The organism is Streptomyces xylophagus (genome assembly GCF_000716435.1).
Classification (GTDB): Bacteria; Actinomycetota; Actinomycetes; order Streptomycetales; family Streptomycetaceae; genus Streptomyces; species Streptomyces xylophagus.
The window spans coordinates 624,707-650,661 of record NZ_JNWO01000002.1; the positions used below are offsets into that span (position 1 = coordinate 624,707).

The 25,955-nt window shown below is 69.6% G+C and carries 18 protein-coding genes and 3 pseudogenes; 13 read left to right on the forward strand and 8 right to left on the reverse strand.

Annotation, left to right across the window (positions count from 1 at the left end; translation table 11 throughout):
• The first annotated feature begins 56 nt into the window (after positions 1-56).
• Complete coding sequence (locus tag OO70_RS51120) at positions 57-773, forward strand: HEAT repeat domain-containing protein (RefSeq protein WP_199827253.1); 717 nt, start codon at positions 57-59, stop codon at positions 771-773.
• Positions 774-810: 37 nt separating this feature from the next.
• Here the strand turns inward: OO70_RS51120 and OO70_RS56600 are convergent, their stop codons facing one another.
• The 3 genes and pseudogenes from OO70_RS56600 to OO70_RS06275 all read right to left on the reverse strand — a co-directional run.
• Positions 811-7,434 (reverse strand): RHS repeat-associated core domain-containing protein, encoded by a 6,624-nt coding sequence (locus OO70_RS56600; RefSeq protein WP_267881207.1) that lies wholly within the window; start codon positions 7,432-7,434, stop codon positions 811-813.
• 299 nt (positions 7,435-7,733) lie between these two features.
• Complete coding sequence (locus OO70_RS53625) at positions 7,734-8,021, reverse strand: transposase family protein (protein ID WP_106971619.1); 288 nt, start codon at positions 8,019-8,021, stop codon at positions 7,734-7,736.
• Positions 8,022-8,269: 248 nt separating this feature from the next.
• Positions 8,270-8,740: pseudogene (locus OO70_RS06275) on the reverse strand (NADPH-dependent FMN reductase); the annotation flags it as partial.
• 112 nt (positions 8,741-8,852) lie between these two features.
• Between OO70_RS06275 and OO70_RS06280 the strand changes: the two are divergent.
• The 4 genes and pseudogenes from OO70_RS06280 to OO70_RS06290 all read left to right on the forward strand — a co-directional run bounded on the left by OO70_RS06280 (position 8,853) and on the right by OO70_RS06290 (position 12,983).
• A pseudogene (locus OO70_RS06280) lies at positions 8,853-9,508 on the forward strand (helix-turn-helix domain-containing protein).
• An 827-nt stretch (positions 9,509-10,335) separates the two neighbouring features.
• Positions 10,336-11,364: an isopenicillin N synthase family dioxygenase gene (locus tag OO70_RS06285; protein ID WP_043665022.1), complete on the forward strand. Its 1,029-nt coding sequence runs from the start codon at positions 10,336-10,338 to the stop codon at positions 11,362-11,364.
• Complete coding sequence (locus OO70_RS54425; protein WP_158711413.1) at positions 11,361-11,510, forward strand: hypothetical protein; 150 nt, start codon at positions 11,361-11,363, stop codon at positions 11,508-11,510. Before OO70_RS06285 ends, OO70_RS54425 begins: the two co-directional genes overlap by 4 nt.
• Positions 11,511-11,558: 48 nt before the next feature.
• Positions 11,559-12,983 carry an MFS transporter gene (locus OO70_RS06290; protein WP_234336751.1) on the forward strand — a complete coding sequence of 475 codons (1,425 nt, stop codon included), beginning with the start codon at positions 11,559-11,561 and terminating at the stop codon, positions 12,981-12,983.
• 34 nt (positions 12,984-13,017) lie between these two features.
• Here the strand turns inward: OO70_RS06290 and dacB are convergent, their stop codons facing one another.
• Complete coding sequence (gene dacB / locus OO70_RS06295) at positions 13,018-14,352, reverse strand: D-alanyl-D-alanine carboxypeptidase/D-alanyl-D-alanine endopeptidase (protein WP_043665028.1); 1,335 nt, start codon at positions 14,350-14,352, stop codon at positions 13,018-13,020.
• Between the two features lie 362 nt (positions 14,353-14,714).
• Between dacB and OO70_RS06300 the strand changes: the two genes are divergently transcribed.
• The 3 genes from OO70_RS06300 to OO70_RS06310 are packed head-to-tail and all read left to right on the forward strand — an operon-like array spanning position 14,715 to position 18,191.
• Positions 14,715-16,442: a diacylglycerol kinase family protein gene (locus tag OO70_RS06300; RefSeq protein WP_043665031.1), complete on the forward strand. Its 1,728-nt coding sequence runs from the start codon at positions 14,715-14,717 to the stop codon at positions 16,440-16,442.
• The gene (locus OO70_RS06305; RefSeq protein ID WP_043665035.1) at positions 16,443-17,396 is read left to right on the forward strand and encodes a YihY/virulence factor BrkB family protein; all 954 of its coding nucleotides are present in this window, start codon (positions 16,443-16,445) and stop codon (positions 17,394-17,396) included.
• A 3-nt stretch (positions 17,397-17,399) separates the two neighbouring features.
• Positions 17,400-18,191: a phosphatase PAP2 family protein gene (locus OO70_RS06310; RefSeq protein ID WP_043665038.1), complete on the forward strand. Its 792-nt coding sequence runs from the start codon at positions 17,400-17,402 to the stop codon at positions 18,189-18,191.
• A gap of 149 nt (positions 18,192-18,340) precedes the next feature.
• Here the strand turns inward: OO70_RS06310 and OO70_RS06315 are convergent, their stop codons facing one another.
• Both OO70_RS06315 and OO70_RS06320 read right to left on the reverse strand, forming a co-directional pair.
• The gene (locus tag OO70_RS06315; protein WP_078651265.1) at positions 18,341-18,634 is read right to left on the reverse strand and encodes a hypothetical protein; all 294 of its coding nucleotides are present in this window, start codon (positions 18,632-18,634) and stop codon (positions 18,341-18,343) included.
• A gap of 250 nt (positions 18,635-18,884) precedes the next feature.
• Entirely contained in the window at positions 18,885-19,571 is a 687-nt protein-coding gene (locus tag OO70_RS06320) for a ScbR family autoregulator-binding transcription factor (RefSeq protein WP_043665040.1), read from the reverse strand.
• 391 nt (positions 19,572-19,962) lie between these two features.
• On the opposite strand from OO70_RS06320, the gene OO70_RS06325 reads away from it, so the two are divergent.
• The 3 genes and pseudogenes from OO70_RS06325 to OO70_RS06330 all read left to right on the forward strand — a co-directional run bounded on the left by OO70_RS06325 (position 19,963) and on the right by OO70_RS06330 (position 22,367).
• Positions 19,963-20,844 (forward strand): NAD(P)H-binding protein, encoded by an 882-nt coding sequence (locus OO70_RS06325; protein ID WP_043665562.1) that lies wholly within the window; start codon positions 19,963-19,965, stop codon positions 20,842-20,844.
• A gap of 213 nt (positions 20,845-21,057) precedes the next feature.
• Positions 21,058-21,354, forward strand: a pseudogene (locus OO70_RS56605) (cation:proton antiporter domain-containing protein); the annotation flags it as partial.
• A 119-nt stretch (positions 21,355-21,473) separates the two neighbouring features.
• Positions 21,474-22,367, forward strand: coding sequence for a cation:proton antiporter (locus OO70_RS06330; RefSeq protein WP_267881208.1), 894 nt, complete (start codon positions 21,474-21,476; stop codon positions 22,365-22,367).
• On the opposite strand, the gene OO70_RS06335 is transcribed toward OO70_RS06330, so the two are convergent.
• On the reverse strand, positions 22,348-22,968 hold the full coding sequence (locus tag OO70_RS06335; RefSeq protein ID WP_043665042.1) for a TetR/AcrR family transcriptional regulator: 621 nt from the start codon (positions 22,966-22,968) through the stop codon (positions 22,348-22,350). The genes OO70_RS06330 and OO70_RS06335 overlap by 20 nt on opposite strands.
• 36 nt (positions 22,969-23,004) lie before the next feature.
• On the opposite strand from OO70_RS06335, the gene OO70_RS06340 reads away from it, so the two are divergent.
• Entirely contained in the window at positions 23,005-23,802 is a 798-nt protein-coding gene (locus OO70_RS06340; RefSeq protein ID WP_043665045.1) for an alpha/beta fold hydrolase, read from the forward strand.
• Between the two features lie 63 nt (positions 23,803-23,865).
• Here the strand turns inward: OO70_RS06340 and OO70_RS06345 are convergent, their stop codons facing one another.
• The gene (locus OO70_RS06345) at positions 23,866-24,861 is read right to left on the reverse strand and encodes a MerR family transcriptional regulator (protein ID WP_043665047.1); all 996 of its coding nucleotides are present in this window, start codon (positions 24,859-24,861) and stop codon (positions 23,866-23,868) included.
• Positions 24,862-25,032: 171 nt separating this feature from the next.
• On the opposite strand from OO70_RS06345, the gene OO70_RS06350 reads away from it, so the two are divergent.
• Positions 25,033-25,872 (forward strand): lysozyme, encoded by an 840-nt coding sequence (locus OO70_RS06350; protein ID WP_043665564.1) that lies wholly within the window; start codon positions 25,033-25,035, stop codon positions 25,870-25,872.
• Positions 25,873-25,955 lie beyond the last annotated feature (83 nt).

Below are 25,955 nucleotides of genomic sequence, written 5' to 3' on the forward strand. Positions count from 1 at the left end.
GCCCCGCCTTCGGAAACGCGGTACCGGTGGCAGCGCCCACCGGCGAAGATGGGGCTGTGGAAGCCAACGTCGCAGCATTGATCGTGCAGGCCGGGCGGCAGGACGCCGAAGACCGGGCCGAGGCCGCTTTCGGGCTGGCCACGGCGGTCACCGGACGGGAGGACGATCCGGCGGTCAGTGCGCTGATCCGGCTGACCGGGGACGCCGAACCGGACGTCAGGGACCAGGCCACGTTCGCGTTGGGCACATTGGCCGCAACGGACAGCCCTGCCGTCCGCGACGCCCTGCGGGCGCGGCTGGACGACACCGACCCGGACACCCGGGAGGAGGCGGTACGCGGTCTCGCCCTCCGGCGCGACCCACGGGCGGTACCGCTGCTCGGGGAACTGCTGGCGGCCGGAAGCGCGCATCCGCACACCCTCCAGGCCGCCGCCGTACTCGCCGACGCCGCGCTGCTGCCCGCGCTGGAGCAGTACGAGCCGGGGGATCCCGAGGTGGCCGAGGCGCTGACCGCCTGCGACCCCGCGCAACGGGACCAGCGGGACCGGGCCGCCGCCACCCTGCTGGAGGAGACACACCGGCTACTACCCGGCACGGACGCCGCGCTGTCCCTGCACCGCATGGAGGCGTCGCCCGTCCTGACGCTCACCACCGGGAACGCCCCGCTGACCTGGAACGTGGACCGACTGCTCGCACGGGCCGACGGCGACCCGCTGCGAGCCGCCGCCCTGGTCGCGCAGGACGCCGAAGCCGTCGGCCCGGCCCGCGTGTAACGCGACAATCACGCGGACCGGACCTGCGTGCGCGGAGCTACTTGCTCTTGCGCTTCTGGGCGTTGCGGGTCTGCTCGTTCACCTTCTGGTTGTACTTCACCTTCTGCTTGGCCGCCTTGAGGATCGACTGGTCGCAGGGCCTGCCTTCCTTCTCGGCCTTCAGCGCTTCCAGCTCCGCTGCGGTGAACTGCTTCGCGCTCTTGTTCTGCTGGCCGCCCTTGCTCTGCGCGACGTAGGGGCTGTCGTCCCACGAGGTCGAGTTGCCGTACGAGTCCTGCCAGCTGTCGACCCGGTCGTTGATGGCCGACGCGGTGTAGTAGATCGCGGCGACCACGACCACCGCGACCACGAGCACGACGATGACCTCGGGCAGGCTGACCGCCGCGGCGACCTCACCGACGGCCGCGGCCACGAATCCCCAGAACTGACCGGTCGGGTCGACCTGGTTGAGCGGATTGCCGGCCGTGTAGCGGTAGGCGCGGAGTGTGCTGCGTACCGCGGGGTCGACGGTGATGAACTCGGCTGTGGCCGGGTCGTAGTAGCGGGCCCGGAGGTACTGCAGACCGGTCTCGGCGTCCGTGTACTGACCGGCGTACTCCAGCGGCGTCGCGGCCGTCCCGGTGTGCGAGGAGACCTCGCCGTACGGGGTGTAGGCGTAGGAGCCGGTGATCGCGCCGGTGGAGTCGGCCAGCGCGCGGGTGGAGCCGAGTTGGTCGTGGAAGTACCACTGGGTGGTGCCGCCGATCTGCTCGACCGGGGTGCCGCCGGGGCCGTAGAGATAACTGGTGGTGCCGTCCGACAGCAGGTCCGGGACATCCTCGTCGTCCCAGGTGAAGTTGGTGGTGACGGCACCGACGGTCTTGGCCGCGCGCAGTCCGTTCCCGTCGTACCGGTAGCTCGCGGTGGCGCTGCCGCCGACGGCCGTCAGCCGGGCGGCCTGGTCGTAGGCGTAGGTGGTGGTGGCGGACGGGGTGACCCGGCCGGTCCGGTCGCCCTCGTTGTCGTAGGAGTACGTGGTCGAGCCGGTGGCCGGGCTCGCGCAGGCGGCGCCGGACGCGAGAGCGGCGGTGCTGCTCCAGCACAGCCGGCCGGCCGGGTCGAACACCTGGTTGGCGGTGCCGACCTGGACCGGGTTTTCGGCGGCGTCGTAGGCGAAGCCGGTGGTGGTGCTCCCGGCGGTGGCCGTCTTGAGCTGTTCGAGCGCGGTGTAGCCGTAGGTCTGGGCGCTGCCCGGCACTCCGGTGGGGGTCTCACCGCTGAGCTGTCCGGCGTTGTCCCGGGTGTAGACCAGCGAGGCGAGGGTGGTGGTGCCCTTGGTGAGGGTGTCGGATGCCGGGTGGTCGGCGTCGTCCAGACCGGTGGTGGCGGTGGTGCCGTTGGGGTAGGCGGTGGAGGTCCACTGGCCGTCGGCGCCGTAGCCGAAGGTGGTGGCTTTGCCGTTCCAGTCGGTCAGTCCGGACAGCCGGTTGGCCTTGTCGAAGGTCCGGGTGACGGTGCCGGCTCCCGGGTAGACGACCGAGGTGGCATTGCCGTTCTGGTCGTAGACGTAGCCCGTGGTCGCGCCGGCGCCGTTGGTGTGGCTGAGCACGTCGCCGAACGAGTCGTAGGTGAGCGTGCTGGTGCCGGTGCCGTCGGTCATCGATGTCAGGTTGCCGGACGGGCTGTACTCGATCGAGGTGACGTCGGGGGTGGCCGGGTCGGAGTAGTCCACCGAGACCGGGTTGGAGCCCGGGTCGTAGGTGTAGGTGGTGACCCGGTTGTCGGGGTCGGTGACGGTCAGCAGATTGCCCGCCGGGTCGTAACCTGCCGTGCTGACCCGGCTGTCCGGATCCGTGACCGAGGTCTGCCGGCCCTGGTTGTCGTAGCTGTAGGTGGTGGGCGCGTGGGCTCCGTCGACGGTCTTCTGGACGGTGTCGTCGCCGTTGTAGACGGTCTGCGTCGTGGTTCCGTCGGCCTGGGTGACGCTGGTCTGCCGGTCGGCGGCGTCGTAACCGTAGGCGGTGGTACGGCTGTTGCCGTCGGTGGCGGAGGTCTTGTCGCCGTCGGCGTCGTAGCTCGCGGAGGCGCTGTGGCCGAGCGCGTCGGTGGTTTTGGTGATGTTGCCCCACGCGTCGTACGCGTAGGTGGTGCAGCCCTTGGCGGGCGGGGTGCAACTGGTGGTGGTGTCTGCGGCGTTGCCGATCGGGGTGACCAGGGTGGTGAGCAGGCCGCGTCCGAGGTCGTAGCCGTAACTGGTCTTCTCGTTGGCCGTGTTGGTGCTGCTGGTGATGTCACCGGCGGCGTCATAGGTGTTGAGGCCGGTGTTGCCGCGGGCGTCGACCGTCCGCGTGGAGTCGCCGGGGTGCGCGGTGTCGTCGTAGTAGACGTTCACGGTACGGGCCGCGGTGGTCGAGTCCTCGTTCACCGGCTTCTTGGTGACGCTGGTGAGCAGGCCGTATCCGGTGCCGCCGGCCGCGATGTGGCCGGACTCGTCGTAGCCGTAGACGGTCTGCAGGCCGGACGGGTCGATGGTCCGGGTCAGGTTGTCGCTGTCGTCGTAGAGGTAACTGGTGGTGAATCCGCGGGCGTCGCTCTCGGAGTTCTTGTTGCCGTGGTCGTCGTAGGAGAACGTCTGCAGGTTGCCGTCGGGGTCGCTGACGGAGGTGACGCCGAGGGTGACCGGGTCGTAGGTGTACGTCCAGGTGCCGGTGTCCGCTGTGCCCGCGCCCTTGGTCTCCGACGTCAGCAGGCCGTCGGCGTAGGTGTCGATCGTCCGGTGGCCGGCGGGGTCGGTGACCTGGGTCTGCCCCGCGACCAGTCCGGCGCCGGTGTCGGGCCCGTAGGTGAAGGCGGTGGTCTTGCCCGTCGGGTCGGTCTGGGTCAGTACCCGCTCGGAACTGTCGTAGGTCATCGACGTCACCGGTGTCGGGGTCGCGGTGGAGCCGTACTGCGCGGGTGTGCGCACCGACGCCATCAGGTGGTCGGCGGTGTAGGTGTAGACGGTGTGGTCGTCGTCCTTGAGCGCCGGGGTGCGGGTGGTGCCGACGCCGTAGACGTCGGTGAGGTCGCCTGCCGTGTTGTAGGCGTAGGTCACCTGCCGTCCGGCGGCGTCCTTCAGGCCGGTGATGTGGCTTCCGGTCCAGGTCAGCGTGTAGACCCGGCCGCCCGGGTCGGTGACCGTCGACAGATGGCCGGAGTCGTCGTAGGCGAGCTTCGTCGCATACGCCGGGCTGGCCTTGCTCCCGACCAGGTCGGTCTCGGAGGTGAGCCGGCCGGTGGCGGTGTCGAAGGTGAAGACGTTCTTCGAGGTGCGGGTGAAGGTGTACGCGGAGCCGGACTTGGTCAGCGTGGCGTCGTAGCGCGGGGCGGTCGGGGTGTAGGTGCCCGATGCGTTGGTGAAGGTGACCTGGGAGCCGTCCTCCTGAGTGACCGTCACATCACCGCTGGTGGCGTACGTGCTCGCGGACAGGTTGTAGGAGTACGTCCAGCCGTAGCCGAAGGGGCCGTTGACGGCGAGTGAGCCGTTGGGGCCGCTGGGGTCGGCGACCGATTCCGCGTAGGAGCGGGTGAAGTCAAGCGGCATGCCGCGGCCCGGCGTTGACAGGTCGGTGTAGCTGTCGCCGAAGTACCCGGTGCTGGTGTCGACCGGGTCACCGGCCGTCCGCTTGGCGCAACCGCACTGGACCCAGGCGGGGTTGGAGCCCTTGGGCGCGTCCTTCACGCCCGGCGGGCCGCCGATCGGATGACCGGGGGTGCCGCCCTCCGGGATGAACGCGACGGCGTCGTACGCCACGTCGTAGTCCGCGTAGTTGATGTTGCCCGAGCCCGAGATGTCGCTCTTGTTGGTGAGCTTGACGGTGCCGCCGTTCTCCATCGCGAAGGTGCCGATGGTCACCCACTCCTCGGAGCCCCAGTCCTGGTTCACCCGGATCTTCCAGGGGCTCACCCCGCCGCCGGGATTGATCGTGTAGACGACGTTGGTCGCGGACGCGGCGGTGGACGGGAAGTGCAGCTTGATCTTGTAGTACTGGAGCTTGGGGAGAGTCGGCGTCCAGGTACCAGTGTTGATCTCCGCCGGGGTCGAGCCGGTCTCGGTGTGCGTGAACAGCACATGCCCGCCGAAGCCGACGCCGAGCTGGTGGGTGTCGATGGCGCCGACCGGGTTGCCGGACGCGTCGGTGCCGTAGGAGTACGTAAAGGTGCCGTTCTGCGACCAGTTGGACGATCCGCAGCCGACCAGGTTCAGCGGTGGCTGGCTCTGCGACTCGTCGACGATGATCGGCGAACCGCTGCCCTCGTCATGGACGTGGGCGGTGTCGAGGGAGCAGGACGGCGGGTGCGGGTGCGGCTTCTGCACCGCCGGCTCACCGGATCCGGAACCGACGGTGTACGCGCTGGTGGCGCAGGTGGTGGAGCAGTCGGAGATGTAGGTGGCCGCCCCGTGCCACCAGCACTCGGAGTCCGACAGGGTGCACAGCTTCGGGGTGGCACCGCTGGGGTCGCACTGGTCACCGGCGGTGGTGCAGAAGGTGGTCGGCGCCGGGATCTGCAGCCAGGTCTTGCCGCCGTGGTAGTCCGGAGTGGTGTACGAGGCGGTGTTGAAGCGCAGGATCGGCTGGCCCATCCAGCCCATGATCCGTTCCTGGTAAGGCCAGTCGGCCGGGTGCGAGGCATCGGCGTAGGAGGTCTTCAGATAGGGCGCACGGGTCGGCGGGTAGTCGGGGTTGGCCGGGTTGTTGGCCCAGCCCAGGCCCCAGGTCCCGTCCGGACCGGTGCAGGTCGGGCTCGGCGTGCAGCCGGTGGTGTTGCCGAACGCGGCGGTCGGCTGAATGCCGGAGTTGTACGCCCAGGCCGCGAAGTACCAGTTCTCCAGGTACTTCGGGTCACCGCCGTTGACCAGGATTCCCGCGGCGTAGAGCTGGTTCCAGGTCCGCTCCAGGATCTGCAGCCCGGCCGCCAGGTTCTCCTGGTAGTCCACGGCGATCTTCCACTGCCCGTGCACCGAGTAGGTGGTGTCACCGGCCGACATGCCCGTGGTGATCTGGCCGAGGCCGTAACCGCAGTCGGCCTTCGTGTAGTCCATCTGCGAGACGGAGCCGCCGGCGCCGTAGTAGTCACCGACCAGGGAGCCGCCCGAGATGCCGGGCAGCGCATGCCACGACGCCTGGCTGTAGTTGGACTCCTGCGCCACGATCGCCTCGTACACCGAACGCGGCACCGAGTCCCAGGTGCCGGACGACGGGTGGCTCAGCGCCACCCGCGCGAAGTCGGTGTTGGGGGCGTACGCGACCAGGCCCATGTTCGCGTAGTTCGCCGGCCGCTGATAGGCCGTGCCGGAAAGCAGGCCCTGCTCGGCCATCTCGATCGCCCAGGAGACCTGGTTCGCCGACGGCTGCATCACCTGCTTGTCCTCGGCGAGCCGGTCCACCGCGCACTTCGGGGAGACGGCGGCGGCCGCGGTGAGCTGCTGGGACGTGGCGGGCGTGACGGCGTTCTCGGTGGCGGTTTTGGTGAGCGGTCCGGATGCCTGCTTCTGCGTGGTCTGCGGCCCGGCCGCCGGCTTTACGGTTCCGGTCGACGTGACCGGGCCCGGGAGTGTCGTCACCGGGGTGCTGGCCGCGGGCGCGGCGGCGCGCTTGATCAGGGTGTGCTTCCTGGTGCCCAGCACCAGTGGCGCGTTGGCCTTGGTCTTCGGTCCCGCACCGAGCGCGGCAGCGCCGTCGAGGGAGACCGCCTGCGCGCCGTTCGGAAGGCCCTTCGTAGAAACGGTCCGGACGCCGGAGCCCTTGGCGACACCGGTCGCGCCGACGGCATTGGCGTGTCCGCCCCGGCCCTGCATCAACTGGAGTGCGGACGAGGGGCCCTGGCCGATCGTGGTGACCTTGCCCTGGCGCTCGCGGCGCAGCAGCGATGTCTTGCCGCCGGTGGCCCGGACCGCGAAGTCGACCCCGCCGCCGGCCTCGGGCCGCAGGTCGTACGCCTGGCCGCCGGTGTCGGCGAGCTTCACCGGCGGGGCACTTGAGCCCTTCGCGGCGACCGGGATACGTACCAGCGCGCCGCCACGCACACCCACGGGACCGGCGGCGGTCGGAACGACCGAGGTGATCTGGCCGGCGACGTTCGCGGAGGCCGTCACCTTCGCCGACCGCAGGTCGACGGAGAGCACCTGGGTGCGCTGCTCGTTGTCCCCGGGGTTCACGGTGAACTCGGCGATGTCGCCGAGGCCGCAGCCCGGCGAGTGGTACTTCAGGCCCACGCCCTCGGCGACCGGCCTGACAGTGCCGGTCCGCAGATCCACGGAGTACGCGAACGCACCGTGGTCGCGTGCCGCCACCTGGTTCACCGCCATCGCGGGCAGCACGGTGACCGCGATGTACCGTCCATCGCCGGACACGCACTGGTACCCGGTCCACGACGAATCGTCGATGTCGCCCGGCCGTACGACGGCGACCTCACGCCAGGCATACCCACCGGCCCCGGTGCCCACGGCCAGGTGGTAACCCGTGCTGTCGCCATAGCCGTTGACGATCACGTCGCCCGCCGGAGCCCCGGTCACGGCCGCCTGCGCGCTGCCGCCCTCCGTCGCCTTGACCACTGCGGCGGCTTCGCCAGGTGCGGCAGCCGCGGGCGGAATGCCCACCGCCATCACCGCGACCGCCACCGAACCCGCTATTCCAGCCATGGCCGCACTGGGCCATCGATACCGGCTCACGCCGTCCCCCCTGTGGGACGCGCACCATGCGGGCCCCCGAGAAGCACTCATGCACCACGGCCGACACGGCCAATCCAGGCGGCCTGCGTTTTCCCACGTCCACCACCAATTCTTATCCCGTGCTTTTCCAGCGCTTGACCAACGCGACGTGGCTAACTCGCATCCAGCCCAGCGCAAACCAGCACATAGCCTTCCCGGATTGCCCATTAACCATCGTACGCACCAAAAGCTTCCGTTTCAGAATGCATTTCCGTCGCACTGTCGGATGGTCAAAGGAATTCCTCCTCTTCGACAAATGGGCATTTTCGGCACTTCCACCGACCGGCGCCCGCTGCCCATTCACTGATCGCCGGCAGCGAGGTGGCACCGGCCAGTAGGCCCATGGCGGCCAGGGCCGGCACGTAGACCAGGGCATGCCGTACTCCGCGACGCGCGAGCGGATCGCGTACCTCAGCGAGACGTTCCAGCAGGCCGGGATGCTCCTTCGGCTGAACCGTCGATTGATCACGTAGCTGGTCAAGGGCAGGCGGGATCGACGATGATTGCGCAGCAGGCACGGTGTTCCCAAACGGTCATGTGGGGTAGGGGCCTACATGATCTTGGAATCCCGTGCCTGACTCATTCACGTGGGCAGACAGCGCGCCACAGAACCGGACAAGGCGGTCGAGGTTGCACTTTGACGAAGCCCAGGGTGCCGGTGGAGTCGGAGCGGCCCAGCAGAAAGGTGAGCGGATTCGTCAGGGCGCCGGTGAAGGCACCGATCACCGGGAATAGCTGGCAATTCGAACAATCAACTCCGCCAGTTCGCCGTGAAGTAGTTCGGGAAGGCGAGACCGTCGCGAATCGTCACCGCGTGAAGTTCGGCCAGCACGTTCTCCAGGTGCAGTACCGCGTGTCGGCCGCCCGCGGCACCCCCGTAGCTGACGAAGGCGACCGGCTTGGCCGTCCACTGTGTGAAATGCCAGTCGATGGCCGCTTTCAACGACGCGGGATAGCTGTGGTTGTACTCCGGCGTGACCACGATGAAAGCGTCGGCGCTAGTCAGGGCCGACGTCAGCGCCGCCATCCCGGCCGGGCGAGGGTAGTCGTAGCGAGCGTGCTCCGGCGAAGCCGCAGGCAGCGCCAACGGGATGTCGAACTCGGCCAGATCAACGACCCGCACATCGAAAACACCGTGCAGACCGGCCTGTTCGGCGATCCACGACGCCACAACCGGGCCGAACCGTCCGTCGCGTGTGCTTCCGATGATGATCAGGAGCTGATGTGCGTTCTCCATAGCCACCACGATCGGACAGCACCGTGCTCCCAACCAGACCGTGCTCAGGCTGGCCCCCGCAGAGCCACGCTGCGCACTCCGCGATCAGCGGGCAGCGCCCTATGCTCGCGGCATGGGTTCGCCGTTGGGGGATTTCATCCGGACCAAGCGAGACAGTATCCAGCCCCAATCGTGGGGACTGCCCGATCGCGGCCGCCGCCGGTCACCGGGTCTGCGGCGCTCCGATCTCGCCGCGCGGGCCGCATCAGCGTCGAATACCGGACCCGTATAGAACAGGGCCGTGACCGCAATCCTTCGGTGGCGATGGTGAACGCGCTTGCCGACGTCCTCGCCCACACCAGCGGCTACCAATAGCTGACGCGAGGAACCGGCCTGCTCGACGCCGAGACACCGAATCTGACGCGCTACGTCTTCACCGACCCCCGCGCACGGAAGTTCTTCACCGACTGGGACGACGTCGCCGACGAGCAGGCCTTCGACCTGTGGCTCGGTCCGACCGCGGGGAACTCCGAGTGGTTCACCACGGAACTCGCCCGCGTCGCCGGCCCCGACTTCACCCGCCGCCTGGACCGGCACGTGGTTCCACGACGTGGGACGCTCCGCCTCAACCACCCGTCCGGGTACGAGCCCCACCTGCTCCGCGAGGCACTCGAACTCTCCTCGGACGCCCAGCAGTTGGTTGTCCTGCTCCCTGCGGACGACAGCACGGCCGAGGCCCTCGGCGAACTCCGCCGCCGGTCCCTCGGGCGGCTCCGGGCCATCTCCTGACACATCCCTGGCGGGATCGTGCGCCGGGCTGCGAGGCGGAGGTGTCGGTCTCGTCCGGTGCGCGGATGCCGTTGAGGAAGCGGCCAACGTCCGCTGCGCCAGGGTGACTTGGTCGCCCTGCGCCGATACGGCCACCCCGCGGGTACGAGGTGACAGGGCTGAGCCGACGTGGCGGGGGTAGCCGAGACAGCGATGAGCACGGTGCTTTGAAGAGAGGAGCGTCATGTCGGGCGTAGTGGAGCGCATCAAGCAGTTCGCCAGGAGCCCTCAGGGGCGACGCGCAGCCGAACAAGTGCGCCGAGCCGCTGCCGACCCGCGCCGCCGGGCCCAGGCCCGGCGTCTGTTGGACAGACTGCGCGGCCACCGCTGAGTACACCCGCCCGGTGACCGACGTCCACGGCGGCGCCCAGTGGTTGAGGAAGGGTGACGACCACTGTCTGCACGTCTCCGTGCACGACAGTTCCGGCGAGCTGCCCGCGTCCCGCGAGGTCGGTGCGTTGGCGCCGGGGACTCGTCGCCCCGGTCGTCGTCTCATCCGTCGGAACGCTCTGTGGACGCACCTGCACGCGTGTGCTTTGATCCGCTCATGGAGACCACTGGCCAGGCACACACGGTGCTGCTCGACCCCTTCTGGGTGAGCCGCCGCGCCGACCAGTTCGACCAGATCTGTCGTTGACCTTCGCGCAACGACCGCGATCTCGCCGCCCCTCCCTCATCCGGCTCGCTCTCGGCGCACCCCACCGCTCAGCCGTCAATCGACCGTCCCCGTACGGGCGTTGGCGCGTGTACCGCCGTGTCCGGGCCCGTTGCCGCCGCGAAGGAATCCCATGGCACAGCCCACCGCCCTCCCCGTCATCGACATCTCCCGCTTCCGCGATCCCGGCACCGACCGTGACGCCTTCCTGGCCGAACTCCGGTCCGCAGCCCACGAAGTGGGGTTCTTCTACGTCACCGGACACGACGTTCCCGCATCAGTCCGGGACGAGATTCTGGACGCGGCCCGCGCCTTCTTCGTCCTTCCGGAGGAACAGCGACTGGAGATCGAGAACCTCAACTCGCCCCAGTTCCGCGGGTATACGCGCACCGGAACCGAGTACACGGCGGGTGGCGCCGACTGGCGCGAACAGATCGACATCGGCCCGGAACGGGAAGCGGTCGACACCGGACCGGAGGACCCTGACTACCTCCGGCTCATCGGCCCCAACCAATGGCCCTCCGCGCTACCGGAGTTGAGGGACATCGTGCTGCGCTGGCAGGCGGAGGCACTGAGGGTGAGCCGCGAGGTCCTGCGTGCCCTCGCGGCCGCGCTCGGGCAGGACGAGCGCTACTTCGACGAGTGGTTCGACGACGAGGCGGCCGTGCACGTGAAGATCGTGCACTATCCGCCGCGCCCGGCCGAGGACGCCGAGCAGGGAGTGGGCGCACACAAGGACTACGGCTATCTCGCGTTGGTGCAGCAGGACGAGGTGGGCGGACTCCAGGTCCAGCGCGAGGACGGGGGCTGGATCGACGCCGTACCCGTGGCGGACGCCTTCGTGTTCAACATCGGCGAGATGCTGGAGATCGCCACCCAGGGCTATCTCAAGGCCACGCGACACCGGGTGGTCAGCCCGCGGGCGGGGGTGGACCGCTACTCCGTCCCGTTCTTCCTCGGCCCGCGCCTCGACGCGGTCGTCAAATCCCTCCGACTGCCGCCGGAGCTCGCCGCCCGCAGCCGCGGAGTCACCGACGACCCGGACAACCCCCTGCCGGCCGCCTTCGGCGAGAACGCCGTGATCGGCTGGCTCCGCTCGCACCCGAGGGTCGCCGAACGCTGGTGGTCCGATGTCCTGGCGAAGCGGGAGAAGGCCCGATGAGCATTCAACGCCCTTACGACGGACGGGAGTTCGCGACTCGGCAGGTGCACGCCGCCGCAGTGACCGGCGGACTCGACGGGGAGCGCGCCCACGGCAAGGTCAGTGGCGCGGAGCGGGAAGCGGGCTTCACGGAGCGGTACGCCTGAATGCTCCCGGGAGAGGACCGCGCCGCTCGGCGCGTACTGCTGGTGTGCATGGCCGCAGGGGCAACGACCCTGCTGGACCAGGCAGTTCTGAACATCGCGATCCCGAGCATGCGTCACTCGCTCGGGGCCGGCGCGGCGGACATCCAATGGATCGTGGCCGGTTACTCCCTGGCCTTCGGACTGGCCCTCGTACCCGGGGGAAGCCTCGGAGACCTGCACGGCCGCAAGTGGCTCTTCGTCACAGGGGTGGCCGTCTTCCTCCTGGCGGGAGTGGCGGCCGCGACCGGCGCCGGGCCGGGAACCGTGATCGGCGCGCGGCTGGTGCAGGGCGCCGCGGCGGGGCTCGTCAACTCCCAGGTGATCGGCACCATTCAAGACGTCTTCCACGGGTTGGACCGAGGCCGTGCGCTGGGTCTCTACGCGGTGACGTCCGGTGTGGCCACGGCACTCGGCCCGCCGCTCGGCGGAGCGCTCGTCGCAGGACTCGGTCCCGGGGCGGGCTGGCGGTACTGCCTACTGTTGAGCGCACCGTGCGCCGTGGTGACCCTGGCCCTCGCCGTCCGCTGGCTGCCACCGCCACAGCGCACCGCCCGCGACTCCCGGCTGGACGTCCTCGGCCTCGCCCTTGCCTGCGGATGCGCGCTGACGCTGATGGTGCCCTTCATCCGCACACCGGACAGCGGGGGAGAGGCACTTCTGTGGGCGGCCGGGGTATGCGCCCTGGCCTGCGCCTTCACGGTGCATCAGCGCCTACGTGCCCGGAGGGGACGCGCGCCCCTGGTGCATCCGGCGCTCACGTCGTCGAAGCCCTACGTGCTGGGGACGGCGGTGGCCATGGCCCAGTTCGGGTCCTCGCTCGCCGCGTCCCTCGTGCTCACCGTCTTCCTCCAGGACGGGCTCGGGCTCTCCGCTCTCCTCACGGCGGCGATCGCGCTTCCCTCGGCCGTCGCGATGGGTGTCTCCTCGGCACTCGCCTGGCGGCTGACGCGACGAATCGGGCTGCGCACAGTGACCGTCGGCCTGAGCCTTGGCGTCTGTGCCGCCCTGGCCGGGGCGGTGGCCGCGCTCTTCGTACCGACCGGGGGACTGCCGATCGCGTTCGCGGCCACGCAGTTGCTCTCCGGCGTGGCCGGAGGGCTCGCGGTCTCACCCAACCAGACCCAGGTGCTGCAACACGCCCCGGCGGAAGCCGCCGGGGTGGGCGGCGGCATCCTGCAGATGGCCCAGCGCATCGCGGCGGCCGTCTGCCTCAGCGCCGTGTCTGCGGTCTATCTGCACTCCACCTCCGGCGCACCCGGGGGCAGCGGCCCGAGAGCCGCGTACGCGCTGGCTTCCTGCGTCTGCGCGGGCCTGCTGGCCGTAGCCCTGATGCTGTCGCGTCTGCGCCGGGCCGCCACCTCACCCCGATCGTCCGCACCCGCGTCACCGACCGTGCGGAGTCCCCGAATTGACCGCAGTACGCCAGAACGGTGAAGCGTAGGTTCTGGCGCTCAGGGCTCGCCGCGTCCTACGCCCAGCAGCCGTTGACCGTGGCCGCGAGGCCGTCGAGGGCGTCCTTGGTGGCGGCCGGATCGGCGGTGGAGTTGTTCTCGATGAAGGAGAAGATCTTCCAGGCTCCGTCCCCGGCCTTCGTCAGCCCGCTCAGTGCGATCGCGCCCGTCAGGGTGCCCGTCTTGGCGCTGACCTTTCCGACGGCGCACTGGGAGTCCGCGGTGTCGAACCGGCCCCACTCGGGGCCCAGCGTCGAACCCGCCTCGCCCGCGACGGGCAACCCGTCCACGATGTACTTCAGGGTCGGGCTGTTGGCTGGGTCGTCGGCCAGGTCGAGGATGTCGGCGATGGTCTGTGCCGGGATGCGGTTGGAGCGGGACAGTCCGCTGCCGTCGTGGATCTCGAAGTTGGCCAGGGACACGCCGTATTGGGTGAGTACCTGCCGTACGACCGCCGTGCCGTCCTCGAAGGTGGCCGGGCGGCCGGCGGCGAGCGCCGTGGTCCGCAGCAGTGTCTCGGCGATATCGTTGTCACTCACCTTGAGCATGTGCTCCACGATGACTGACAGCGTGGCGGAGTCGTGCTGAGCCACGGGGACCGCCGTGGTGCCGGCGATGCCGTGGGCGACGCTCCCGGTGACGGTGACGCCCTGCTGGGTGAGGAGCCTGGCGAAGGTCTGACCGGCGTCCAGGGACGTGTCCGTGACGTGGCGGCCGTCGACCACCAGTGCCCGTACCGGGGCGATGGAGTCGGGGTAGTAGCCGTCGTTCCAGCCGACCGCGAGCGTGGGCGCGGGAAAGAGACTGTCGTCGACCTGCACCTTCACCGAGGTCAGACCCGCGCTCTGCAGCCCCGCGACGGCGGTCTTGGCCATCGCGGTGAGGTCGGCGGAGGTCAGGGTGCGGTCCCCGCCGCCGACCAGGGTGAGGGTGCCGGCGTCGTAGACGACCTTCGTGGTGAAGCGGTGGTCGGGGCCGAGGACCGTCAACGCGGCGGTCGAGGTGGCGAGTTTGGTGTTGGACGCGGGCATCAGCGCGGTGGTCGCGTCATGGCCCCACACGACCTTGTTGGTCTCGGCGTCGATGACGACACCGCTGAGTGTGGTGCCCAGACGGGTGTCCTGGATGCGGGTGTCGAGGTTGTCCGCGATCTTCTGCTCGGCGGGATCGAGCGTCGCGGCGGCGGCCTTGGCGACCGTCTGGTCGGCGGCGAAGGCGGACGTGCCGAACAGGATCGTCCCGGCGACGGGGGCGGTCACCGCGATGACGGCGGCGCGGAGGAGCGCCGGGTTGATCGCTCTGCTCCTGCGGTGACGTCCGCTCGTACGGTCGGTGGAGGGGGAGTTGGGCATGGCGACCTCGGTGGGGGATGTGTGAGCGGGGAGGCACGGGAGATCCGGAGGATCTTGAAGGGGAAAGTAACAGCTGCGACACGGGCTACTCATGGGTTCGCTGTGAAGAGACGGAGCCTGGCTGGTTTGTGACGGTGCGGCTGATGGATCCAGGGGCCGCGGATCCGCTTCACGCGACGTCGGCCCCCGGGCCGTCGATCGACGCCCCATCGGCACCTTCCGTGCACGCATGGGGCGTTGGCTCATGGATTCCCACGTGAGGGGGTGTCTGCGCGTCCGCTTCGGGGGCAGACGGCGATGGATCGGGTGCGAACGCCACCCGGCCGTGGACCGCCGCGAGGCGCCGACCCGTGGGAGCCCCGATGCCGACCGCCGTGCCGGACAGAGCAGTTGGAGCGACCGGGGAAGAACCCGAGGTGGTCCGGCCCGGCCGCTCGCCCGTGCTGCCCCGCGGTACCGGCACCACCGCGGCGCGCATCGGCGTACTGACCGTCTGTCAGGCCGCCCTGATGGTGGGCTTCGGGCTCCTGATCACGGGCCCGGCCCGCACCGTGTGGCCGCTGACGGTCGAGGACCACGTCAACGAGGGCCTCGTACGGATCCGTACCGGCACGCTCACCACCCTGTCGTACCTCGGCTCGGAGGCGGGCAACACCCTCACGGTGATCGCGATCACCCTGCTGAGCTGCGTGGCCCTGCTGCTCCTGCCCCGGCTGCCGATGTGGCGTCAGGCGGTCTTCCTCGCCGTCGCCGTCTCCCTCCAGGCCCTGGTGTTCCTGGCCATCACCGAGTCGGTGGACCGCGCCCGCCCGCACGTGCACCGCCTCGACGCGTCCCCGCCCACGTCCAGCTACACCTCCGGCCACACCGGCGCGGCCACCGCGCTCTACGCCGGACTCGCGGTGCTCGTGCTATCCCGGGTCCGCAGGCCGTGGCGGTGGCCGCTGGCCGGCCTGCTGTTCCTCGTGCCGCTGATCGTCGGCGTCTCCCGCCTCTACCGGGGCATGCACCACCCCACGGACGTGATCGGCGGAATGGCCAACGGTGCCCTGTCCCTGCTGATCGTCGGCCGTGCGCTGTTCACCGACGGGTCCGTGGCCGCCGTCCCCGCGCCGCGCACGGGGCACACCGACGAGGTCGAGGAGCGCGAGCCCGGCAGCACCGCCGTGATCTTCAACCCCACCGTGACCGGCGAAGCCGACCGCGAGAAACTGCGGCGGATCCTCGCACAACACGGCCACTGCGCACCGAAGTTCATCGAGACCACCGCCGACGACCCCGGCACAGGACAGACGGTCGGCGCGGTCCGTGACGGAGCGACACTGGTCGTGGTCTGCGGCGGCGACGGAACCATCAGGGCGGCCGCCGACGCCCTGGCCGGCACCGGCGTACCGCTCGTCGTGGTGCCCTGCGGCACCGGCAACCTGCTCGCCCGCAACCTCGGCCTGCCCCTCACCCCCGCCACCGCGCTCGACGCCGCACTGTCCGGCACCCCGCACCGCCTCGACCTCGGTCGCATCGAGGGCGACGGCCTCACCGCCACCCACTTCGCCGCGATGTCCGGGGCCGGGCTCGACGCAGCGATGCTGGAACACACCGATGACCGCGCCAAGTCCGCCGTCGGCTGGCCCGCCTATCTGCTCGCCACCTTCGGCACCCTGCGCACACCCCGGATGCGACTGACGGTTCTGCTCGACGACGCGCCCGTCCTGCACCGCACGGCCCGCATGGTGCTCCTCGCCAACGTCGGCACCGTACAAGGAGGTCTCACCCTCGTCCCGGCGGCCCGCCCCGACGACGGGCTGCTCGATCTGCTCATCCTCGACCCGCGAGGCCCCGGCGGCTGGCTACGCGCCCTGGGCGTCCTGATACGCGGCCGCAGGCGCACCACGCGGCCCGCGACCGTGGACACCCGCACCGGGAAGAAGGCAGTACCGGTGGAGTTCTTCACCTTCCGGCGGGCCGAACTCACCTTCGCCGTACCGCAGTCGCGCGAACTCGACGGCGACCCGGTCTCCCACGGCCGACGCCTCACCGCCGAGGTCAGGCCCGGCGCGCTGACCGTCCTGCTGCCCACCCGGGAGAAGTGAATGGGCACCGCCACCAAGGTCCCCGAGACCCGCGACATGACCGGCGACGACCTCACGGCCGACGAGGCACTGGCGTCACTGCGCCGCTACGGCCGCTGGCCGCTGGTCCGCGACTCCTTCGTCCGCTTCCGCTACGCCGACGGCTTCAGCCACTCCCGCGCGCTCGCCCTCCAGACCGTGCTGGCGGTGATCCCGCTGGCCATCGCCTTCGTCGGGCTCTCCACCGCGCTGCACACGGAGAACATCGGCAGACTCGCCGAACTGACCATCCACCGCATCGCGCAGGGCCCCAGCGCCGGCGTCGTCGACGACGCACTGACCCGCAGCCGCCACAGCGCGGGCGACGGTGACCAGATCGCCCTCTGGTTCGGCCTGCTCTTCTCCCTGGTCAACGTCACCACCGCGATGTGCCAGATCGAACGCGGCGCCAACCGGATCTACGGCAACGAGCGCGACCGCCCCTTCCACCAGAAGTACCTGCGCGGACTCGTGATGTCCCTCAGCGCCGGCATCCCGCTGGGCCTCGGGTTCATCGTGATGGTGGCCGGCGGCGACCTGGCCGCAGCGGCGGCGACGGTGTACCACCTCGACGGCGACGCCAGAACCGCCTGCGAGATCCTCCGCCGGCCCTTCGGCCTGCTGCTCGCCCTCCTCTCGGCCAGCGCGATCTTCCGCCGCTCCCCCCGACGCCGACAGCCCGGCTACACCTGGCTGGCCTTCGGCGCCGCCGTCTACCTCGTCCTGTGGACGGCCCTGACCTGGCTACTGAGCCTGTACCTGGACATCAGCGGCTCCTTCGACACCGTCTACGGCCCGCTCAGCGCCTTCATGTCCCTGTTGCTCTGGGCGTACCTGACCTCCATCGCCCTCTTCCTGGGCCTCTCCTTCGCCGCGCAGTTGGAGGCCGCACGGGCGCGGCGACCGGGTCCGATCACCGCCGACCCGGGAGTGTGAAGAGTGGTCCGCGCCACGGCCCAGCGCCTTCGTGACCTCCGTCGCCGGACGGCCGACCGCAGATTCGGCATCCACCTGCTCGCTTCCGCCATGGTCGCCACGGTAGCCGCCGTCCCCTTCGGCCTGCTGCTCGTCCTGGTCGAGGGACACTGGCAGCCGCTGCGCCGTCTCGACGCGGGCGCGGCACGGCGGTTGAACGAGGCCGCCCTCCAACACCCGGAGTGGACAAGCACGTTGAGGTTCCTGTCCGATCGGGTGTGGGACCCGGTCACCCTGCGGACGGCCGTGGCGCTGCTGACCGTATGGCTGTTGTACCGCCGGGCCTGGCGCCTGGCCGCCTGGTCCGCCGTGACGGCCACGGCTGGGGGACTGATCGGGCTGCTGGTCAAAATCGTGGTCGAGCGGGCCAGACCGTCCCTGGAGGACCCGGTCGCACACGCACCGGGATTCTCCTTCCCCTCGGGACACGCGATGACGGCGACCACCTCGTTCGCCATCTTCCTGCTGGTCCTGCTGCCCATGGTGCCGCGCGCGCTGCGGGCGCTGTGCTGGTGCGCCGCGATCGTGTCCGTACTCGGCGTCGGCTTCACCCGGATCGCGCTCGGTGTGCACTGGTTCAGCGATGTCGTGGGCGGCTGGCTCCTGGGCCTCGCCGTCGTCGCCCTCACCACCTGGGCTTTCGAGGCCTGGCGCACCGACGCGGGCCGTGGACGCGCCGGGTTGAGCGAGGGCCTGGAGCCCGAGCTCACCGGAGCCCGTCCCGAACCCGGTTCCTCCGGCGGGAACATGGCGTAGGACCGTGCGCAACACCCGTAGACAGCAGGCGAGTTCGGGACACCGCCTCCTCGGCTCGCGGACATCGGACGAAGCACCCGCATCGCCCGATGCCCGCATCCCTACGTCAGGCCCCTGCCGGAGCAGCCGCTCGGAAGCCGACTACCGGTTCACGCGGCGCCGACGACGCCGGGGGAGACGAAACGCCTGTGGAGTGGGCAGAACTCGCTCTCGGGTTCGCCGGTGATGCCCGCCTTCTCGACCGCGGGAGCCAGCCGTTCGGCGAAGAAGGTCTGGAAGGCCTGCTCCGAGTCCCAGACGTCGGTCACGTTGAGTCCCTGGGTGTCGAACCACGCCACATGGACCTGACCACCGGCAGGCGCGGTCTCCTCCCAGCCCACGGAGTCCCGCACGGTGTCGTACTGCTCGGGGGTCACACCGGCCCAGCGCATGAACATCACCACAGCCAATTTCCGCTCCTTGCTCGTGTCGTCTACGACCAGCCCCCACACCGGCCCACGGCCGATCACCGGCACACGCGCATCCGCGCTCACCGCTCGTGGTGGCTTGAGCATCGTCCTGCGCGACAGGCACCCCGCGAAGAGCGCACAGAGGTGCGGCGGAACGGCGGTTCACTCTTCGCGCCCGGCGGTCAACGGCCTGAGCGTTCACACAGACATCTCTTCGAGCCTCGCAACGGGGTTGCGGCCACAGTCAGTTGACTGTCGCTGCTGCCCGTTCTGCTGTGTCCTGCTGCGTGGGGATCTGCATCTCGGTGTGGACGGTGTGGCCGCGCGAAGGGGTGAGGTCGAGGGAGGTGAGGACGGAGGAGTGGACGACGGAGGGGAGGGTGTGGCGGAGAAGGACGGAGATGGCGTGGGGGAGGTTCTGGTAGGCGGTGGTGGCTTGGGACATCGCCTGGACACCGGCGATGGCGCCGACGAGGACTTCGGCCGTTTCGGCGGGGGTGACGTGAGGCAGGAGTTCGCCTTGTTTCTGAGCCTTGTCGAGAAGGTCGGTGACGATGTTGATCCAGCGGTGGAAGGGGCAGGCGCGGTCGAGACCGTCGGCGCATTGATCCAGGGTGAGGCGCACACCGGCGCGGACCATGGGGTCGGTCTGGAGGCGGTAGGCGTGCAGCATGCTCGTGTCGACGAGCTCCTGGGTCTTGCAGGGGCGGTCGGGGACGGCGAGGTCTTGATCCTGTCCGGCGAGGACGCCCTGGGCGAGTTCTTCCTTCGACTTGAAGTGGAAGTAGAGGGCGCCCTTGGTGACGTTGGCGGCGGCGAGGATCTCGCTGATGGTGGCAGCCTGGTAGCCGCGCTCCTCGAAGACACTGGCCGCTGCGGCAAGGATGGTGTGGCGGGTGCGGATCGCCCGGTCCTGCTTGGGTTCTGGCATGTCCCGACCTCTTTCGTTGCGCATGGACTGTCCACCCGTTAAAAAACCGTCCAGTTCGTATAGTCTACGGCGCTGCGTGCTGGCCCAAGAGCCGTGCGGGGGTGGGGTGTTCGGGCCTTGATCGCCCTGATCTGCGCGCTCTCGGAGGCGCACTCTCGGCGGTGCCATTGGTAAACCGTCCGTGCTGTTTTCTTGGGGTGAGGCTCGGGTGCGGATCCGCCATGCCCGGGGAACCCAACAGGCCAGGTGGCGGACCGGGAATGCGAGAAGTCGAATAATCCGCAGAATCGACACAAAGGGAGTGAAACAGGGGGGTAAAACATGGAGGCATGACCGAATGGACGACGGTGGGCAGCGGGTGCGGTGGCGGGCCGCGCGCGGGGAAGAGCCGGTGGTCCTGGTAACTGGTGCCACTGGGATGGTGGGACGGGAGGTGGTCCGCGGCCTCCCCTCCGGCCTGTGCGTACGGGTCATGTCCAGGAATCCATCGAAGGCCGCAGGGATGTTCCCGGAGGCGCGAACGGTCGCCGGGGACTACACGGACCCACCGTCGCTGGCCCGCGCCCTGAGGGGAGTGCACACAGCGTTCCTGGTCACCAACCGCCCCGACGGCGACGACGACGCCCGCTTCGTGTCGGCGGCCCGCGCCGCCGGAGTACGGCGGGTGGTGAAACTCTCCGCGGCGGCCGTCCTCGATGCCCGGGCCGACGACCTGATCACCCGGTGGCAGCGCGCCAACGAGGAACTGCTGCGCTCCTGTGGCCTGCAATGGACCCTGCTGCGTCCGCGCGCGTTCATGTCCAACTCCCTGTCCTGGGCCGCCGATGTCCGCTCCGAGCGCACTGTCCGCGCGCTGTACGGAACGTCGCCCAACGCCTGTGTGGACCCCCGTGACGTTGCCGAGGTCGCCGTACGGGCCCTGACCGAGGAGGGTCACGCAGGCCGCGCCTACACACTGACCGGACCGCAGGCCCTCACCGCGGTCGCCCAGACCCGCGAACTCGGCCGGCTGCTGGGCGTCCCCCTGCGCTTCGAGGAACTGACCGTGGCCGAGGCCCGTGCAGCGCTGAGCGGACGCTGCCCGCCCCCGGTCGTCGAGGCATTGCTGGCGAGCGCGGAACGGCAGCGAGCCGGTGCCAAGGCCCTCGTGGAAGACACCGTCCAGGCGGTGACGGGTCGCCCGGCCCGGTCCTTCAGACAGTGGGGCCAGGACCACATCGAGGCGTTCACCCCGGCTCCGGACGAGGCTGCGACACAGCAGAGGATGGGATAACTCCCGTCTCCGGACAATGTGTTGGGCCTCGGTCGTCCGGACCGACTCCCGGGCTATCCGCCTTTCCCAGGGAAAACCCGGTGACCGCACACAGTGGCCGCCGGGTTCTGCCGCTGTCCCGCGCTCGGCTCCCGGCTTTCCGCTCTCGCTGTGCCGCAGCGCGACCCTTGCGATGCTCCCGGGCCGTACCCCACCCTACGGAGACCCATCGCCATGACGACCCATCAGACCTCGTCCCTCCTTCTGGGCCTCGCCGCCGTCGTGCTGCTGGCACGTCTGCTCGGCGCCCTGGCCCGGCGCCTGAACCAGCCCGCGGTGATCGGCGAGGTCCTCGCCGGCATCGCGCTGGGGCCGACTCTCTTCCACGGGGCGCTCTGCGACGCCCTGTTCCCGGCCGACATCCCGCCGCTGCTCAGTGCCTTGGCCGCGATCGGTGTCGCGGTGTTCATGTTCCTCGTCGGCCTGCAATGGGACGCCGCGATGATCCGTGGCAGCGGAAGCCTCGCCGCGACCGTGTCGTTCAGTTCCGTCCTGCTGCCGTTCGGCCTGGGCGCGCTGCTCGCGCTGTATCTGATGGACGACAACGGCACCGGTGACAGGACGGCGTTCATGCTGTTCAGGGCATCTCCATGTCGGTCACGGCGTTCCCCGTGCCGGCCCGCATCCTCACCGACCGGGGCATGGCCCGCTCCCCGCTGGGGGTGGTCGCGTTGGCCTGTGCGTGCGTCGACGATGTCCTGGCCTGGTCGTTGTTGGAGGGCGTGGTCGCTGTCAGTGGTTCGGCCGGCCACGGCCAGTGGCGCATCCTGCTCACAGTCCCCTGCGTGCTGGGCATGTTCTTCGTCGTACGGCCGCTGCTGCGGCGCTTCGTGGCCCGCCGCCGCGCGCTGACACTCACCCCGGCCGTGTTCGCGGGTGGTGTGGTGGGTCTGCTGCTGTCGGCCGCCGCCACTGAGTGGGTGGGCCTGCACTACATCTTCGGCGCGTTTCTCTGGGGCGCGGTCCTGCCGCGCACCGGTGGTGAGCGGCTGCGGGCCGAAGTGAACGAGCGGTTGGGCGAGTTGAGTGCCACGTTGCTGTTGCCGGTGTTCTTCCTGGTCGCCGGTCTCCAGGTCGACCTGTCCGGGTTGAACGCGGGCGAGCTGGGAACACTGGGGCTCATCCTGCTGGTGGCAGTCGGCGGCAAGTTCACCGGCGCGTTCACCGCCGCGCGCCTCAACCGGATGCCGGTGCGTCAGTCCGCCGCGCTCGCGACGCTGTTGAACACCCGAGGCCTGACCGAACTCATCGTCCTGAACGTGGGGCTGCAACTGGGCTTCCTCGGCCGGGACTTGTACTCCCTCATGGTCGTCATGGCCGTCGTCACGACCGCGATGGCGGGCCCGCTGCTGAGCTGGATCATCGGCTGCCACAGCGACGGCAGCCGCACCGGCCGACCGGAGGGGACGGGTGCGTCAGGGCACGCGGCGGACAGCGTGGGCACGACCGTCCAGGTGTTGCGGGTCAGGATGTTGGTGACGTGAGTTGTTGGCAGATCAGCTGGTGAGCAAGGTGTGCCGTCGCGAGCAGGTCCTCGCGAGCCGTGTCGACGTTGGACCGCACTGACAATCCGTGCCAGACGGATTGGATGAGCCCGGTCAGGACCGCTGCGTCGGTGCCCGCGGCCAGTTCCCCGTCCTGGATGGCTCGTTCGATGCGCACGAGGAGGGCCTGCTCGTTCGAGCTGTGCAGTTCGGCGATGTAGGTGCTGGTATCGAGCGTGCTCGTGCTGTCGGTCATCACGGCGCTGCTGATGAGACATCCGGGATGTCTGTCGCTTGGCTGGGTGAACTCGTGGACCGAGTCGGTGAGGATGCGTTCGATGACGGTCTGGATGTCGTTCTCGGCGACAGCCTGCTGGTAGATCTCGCGGTAACGCTCGGCGTAGGTCCGCACCGCTTCCTCGAACAGCCCGGCTTTGCTGCCGAAGGCGGCGTAGAGGCTGGAGGTGGAGAGCCCGAGGGCCGCGGTCAGGGTCCGGGTCGAGGTGCCGGAGTAGCCGCGTCGCCAGAAGAGGCGAGCGGCGTCAAGGACCGCGCGGTCGCGGTCGAAGGCTCGTGGTCGTCCACGGTGGCGTTCGGTCACGCTTGCATTGTAGATCGTTCGCTCCATAATAGATTTATGGAGCGAACGATGCAGAAGAGGCTGCCGGTCAGCGGGGACAGTTGGGTCACGGTCGATGTGTACGGGGAGCCGGATGCCCCGAGCCTCGTCGTCGTCCCGGGCGTGATGAGCGACGCGCATACGTGGCGTCAGGTTGCGGGCGCCATCGACGCCTGGCCCTCAGTGGTAGTCGTAAACCGCCGGGGACGTGCTTCCTCGGGGCCGTTGACCAACTCGTACTCACTGCGGACAGAGGTCGAGGACCTCGGCGTGGTCCTTGACGAGTTCGACAGCACGAGGACGCTCTTCGGCTGGAGCTACGGCGGCTTGATCACCTTGCTGGCCACCAACGATCGCCCGATACCCCAGGTAATCGCCTACGAGCCGGTGATGCGGCCATTCGGACGCCATGCGCTGCCGGACCTGAAGCACGCGGCGGAGACGGCGGACTGGGATCGCTGCGTCGAGATCGTCAATCGGCAGATCTCGGGCTTCTCCACTGCGCACGTCGAGGATCTTCAGGCCGATCAGCACGGTTGGGCGATCTTGCGTCGCTTGAGCGGCCCGCTCTACGCCGAACTCGGCGCGCTCAACGCGGCGCCGCCTCCGGATGTGATGGCGCGACAGGCAGATCAAGTCGACCTGATCATCGGCCAGTGCAACCGCGGAACAGCCCCCTACGGAACGTCGTTCGACAACGTGCGGCAGCACGTCGCTCACGCCGGAGTCCACGAACTCCCCGGCCAGGGCCACCTGGCCCACATTCAAGCACCGGCAGAGCTTGGCCACCTGCTCAACAACCTCGCCGCCATCTGATGGGCACCCATGCTTACATCCAGGGCGCGTATCGGGTCGTGCTGAACTGCAGACAGATCACGCTCAATTCGTGCCCTGGCGCAGGGCGGCGGCCATCCACTCCCGGATCGCTGCCGCCTGTTCAGGGTCCGGGTCCGGTTTGGGCGTGCCGTTGACCGTCGCCACCAGGGAGTGGTAGCGGGTCAGCAGCTTCAGTCCGGTGGCCTTGGCCCGCCACTGCGTCGCCTTGCCGTTCCGGTCGAACTCGGCGATGCCGCGGCGGGCCTTGCCGGCGTCGTGCTCACCTGTCATGGCGGCAACCACTTCGGCCGAGTCGACGGCGATCCGCTCGGCGATGTCACGGGCCTGCGGCGAATCCGCGGGCACACCGGCCTGCTGGGAGGCGCGTGCCTTCAGGAGGAGCTTCCGATGCCTCTCGACGCGGGCGATCATCTCCGGTGAAGCCATCAACTTGCCCTGCTCGGTGCCGAAGGTGCGGTGGAAGAAGTCCCGCACCGCCGTGCGGAACTCCTCGTCCTGCACGATCTCGGCGAGTTCGATCCAGGCCTCCAGCTGCCCGGTGGACGGCTCCTCGGGCAGGTGCGGCCGCCGGCTGTGCAGTCGCTCGACCTGGCTGGGGTGGACGTCCGGGCCGTCGGTCACGAAGTCCCAGAACTGGTCGATGAGCCGGTCACGGTCGTCGTCGGACATCGACACGAGCCTGCGCATCAGGCTCACCTGTTCCGTGGTGGTGTGCTGCCGCACGATCGTCCGCAGTACGGCTCGGCGGGCCCGGAACTGCCGCAGTTGGTCCTCGACCAGCCGCAGATGGGTGACGGCCAGGTCGTGCAGGCTGGTCTCGGCGCTCAGCACCCGGCGGATGTCGTCGAGGCCGGCACCCAGGTCGCGCAGGGTGCGCACGAGGTCGAGCCGGGCGATGGCGTGCACGTCGTACCGCCGGAAGCCGCCCTCGGTGAGGCCGGTGGGCTCGACGACGCCCTCGTCGGCGTAGAACCGGATCGCGCTCACACTCAGGCCGGTGCGGCGGGCGACGTCCCCGATGGAGTAGAGCTCGTTCATACCCCTCACTATGGGATCTCAAGTGACCTGAGAGTCAAGGGAGTTGGCCAACGCAGGGCCCCAGTGGGCGGTGCGAGGCACGAGGCGGTACAGGCCGGCCCCGGCGCCGGGATGCGGTCATTGGCGGTACATGACGTGCGACGCGGCGCGACCGAGGGTCAGATGGATGGCATGCGAAGATCCATATCATCCCGGTACGGCCGCTCACGCCTGCGTCTGACCGTGGTCCTGTCCGGCCTCCTCCTCACCGCGGCCGCCGTGCCCGCCGCGCCCGCGGCGACGCAACCCGCACCCGTGCGGGGCAGCGCGTACATGGGCATCGGCGTCATGGCCCACGACGGAATCACCGGCACGCCCGATGCGATACCCCCGGCCACGCGGGCCGGACAGACCGAAGGCGTCGACGTCTCCAGCTACCAGCGTGACGTGGCCTGGTCCACCTTGTGGAGCAGCGGCACCCGATGGGCCTACACGAAGGCCACGGAAGGCACGTCCTACCGCAACCCCTACTTCGGCGGCCAGTACCAGGGCGCCTACGACACCGGCATGGTCCGCGGGGCCTACCACTTCGCCACCCCGGATTCCAGCGGCGGCACCGCCCAGGCGGACTACTTCGTCGACCACGGCGGTGCCTGGTCCGCCGACGGCCGCACCCTGCCCGGCGCCCTCGACATCGAGTGGAACCCCTACGGGGACTCCTGCTACGGCAAGTCCACCGTCGGCATGGTCAGCTGGCTCGGTGACTTCCTCGGCCGCTACCGGGCCCGCACCGGCCGCGACGCGGTCATCTACACCTCCACCAGCTGGTGGACCCTCTGCACGGGCGGCTACCGCGGCTTCGGCTCCACCAACCCCCTGTGGGTCGCCCGGTACGCCAGCTCGCCGGGGACGCTCCCGGCGGGCTGGTCGGCATACACGATGTGGCAGTACACCTCGTCGGGGGCGACGGTCGGCGACCACGACAGGTTCAACGGCTCCCCGGACACGCTGGGGGAGTTCGCCACCGGATGACGAAGCCGTGTGCAGGGCGGGCCTACGGGAGGCTCCGTAGGCCCGTACCGGCCCGGTTCGTACCGGCCGGGGGCACGCCCGCA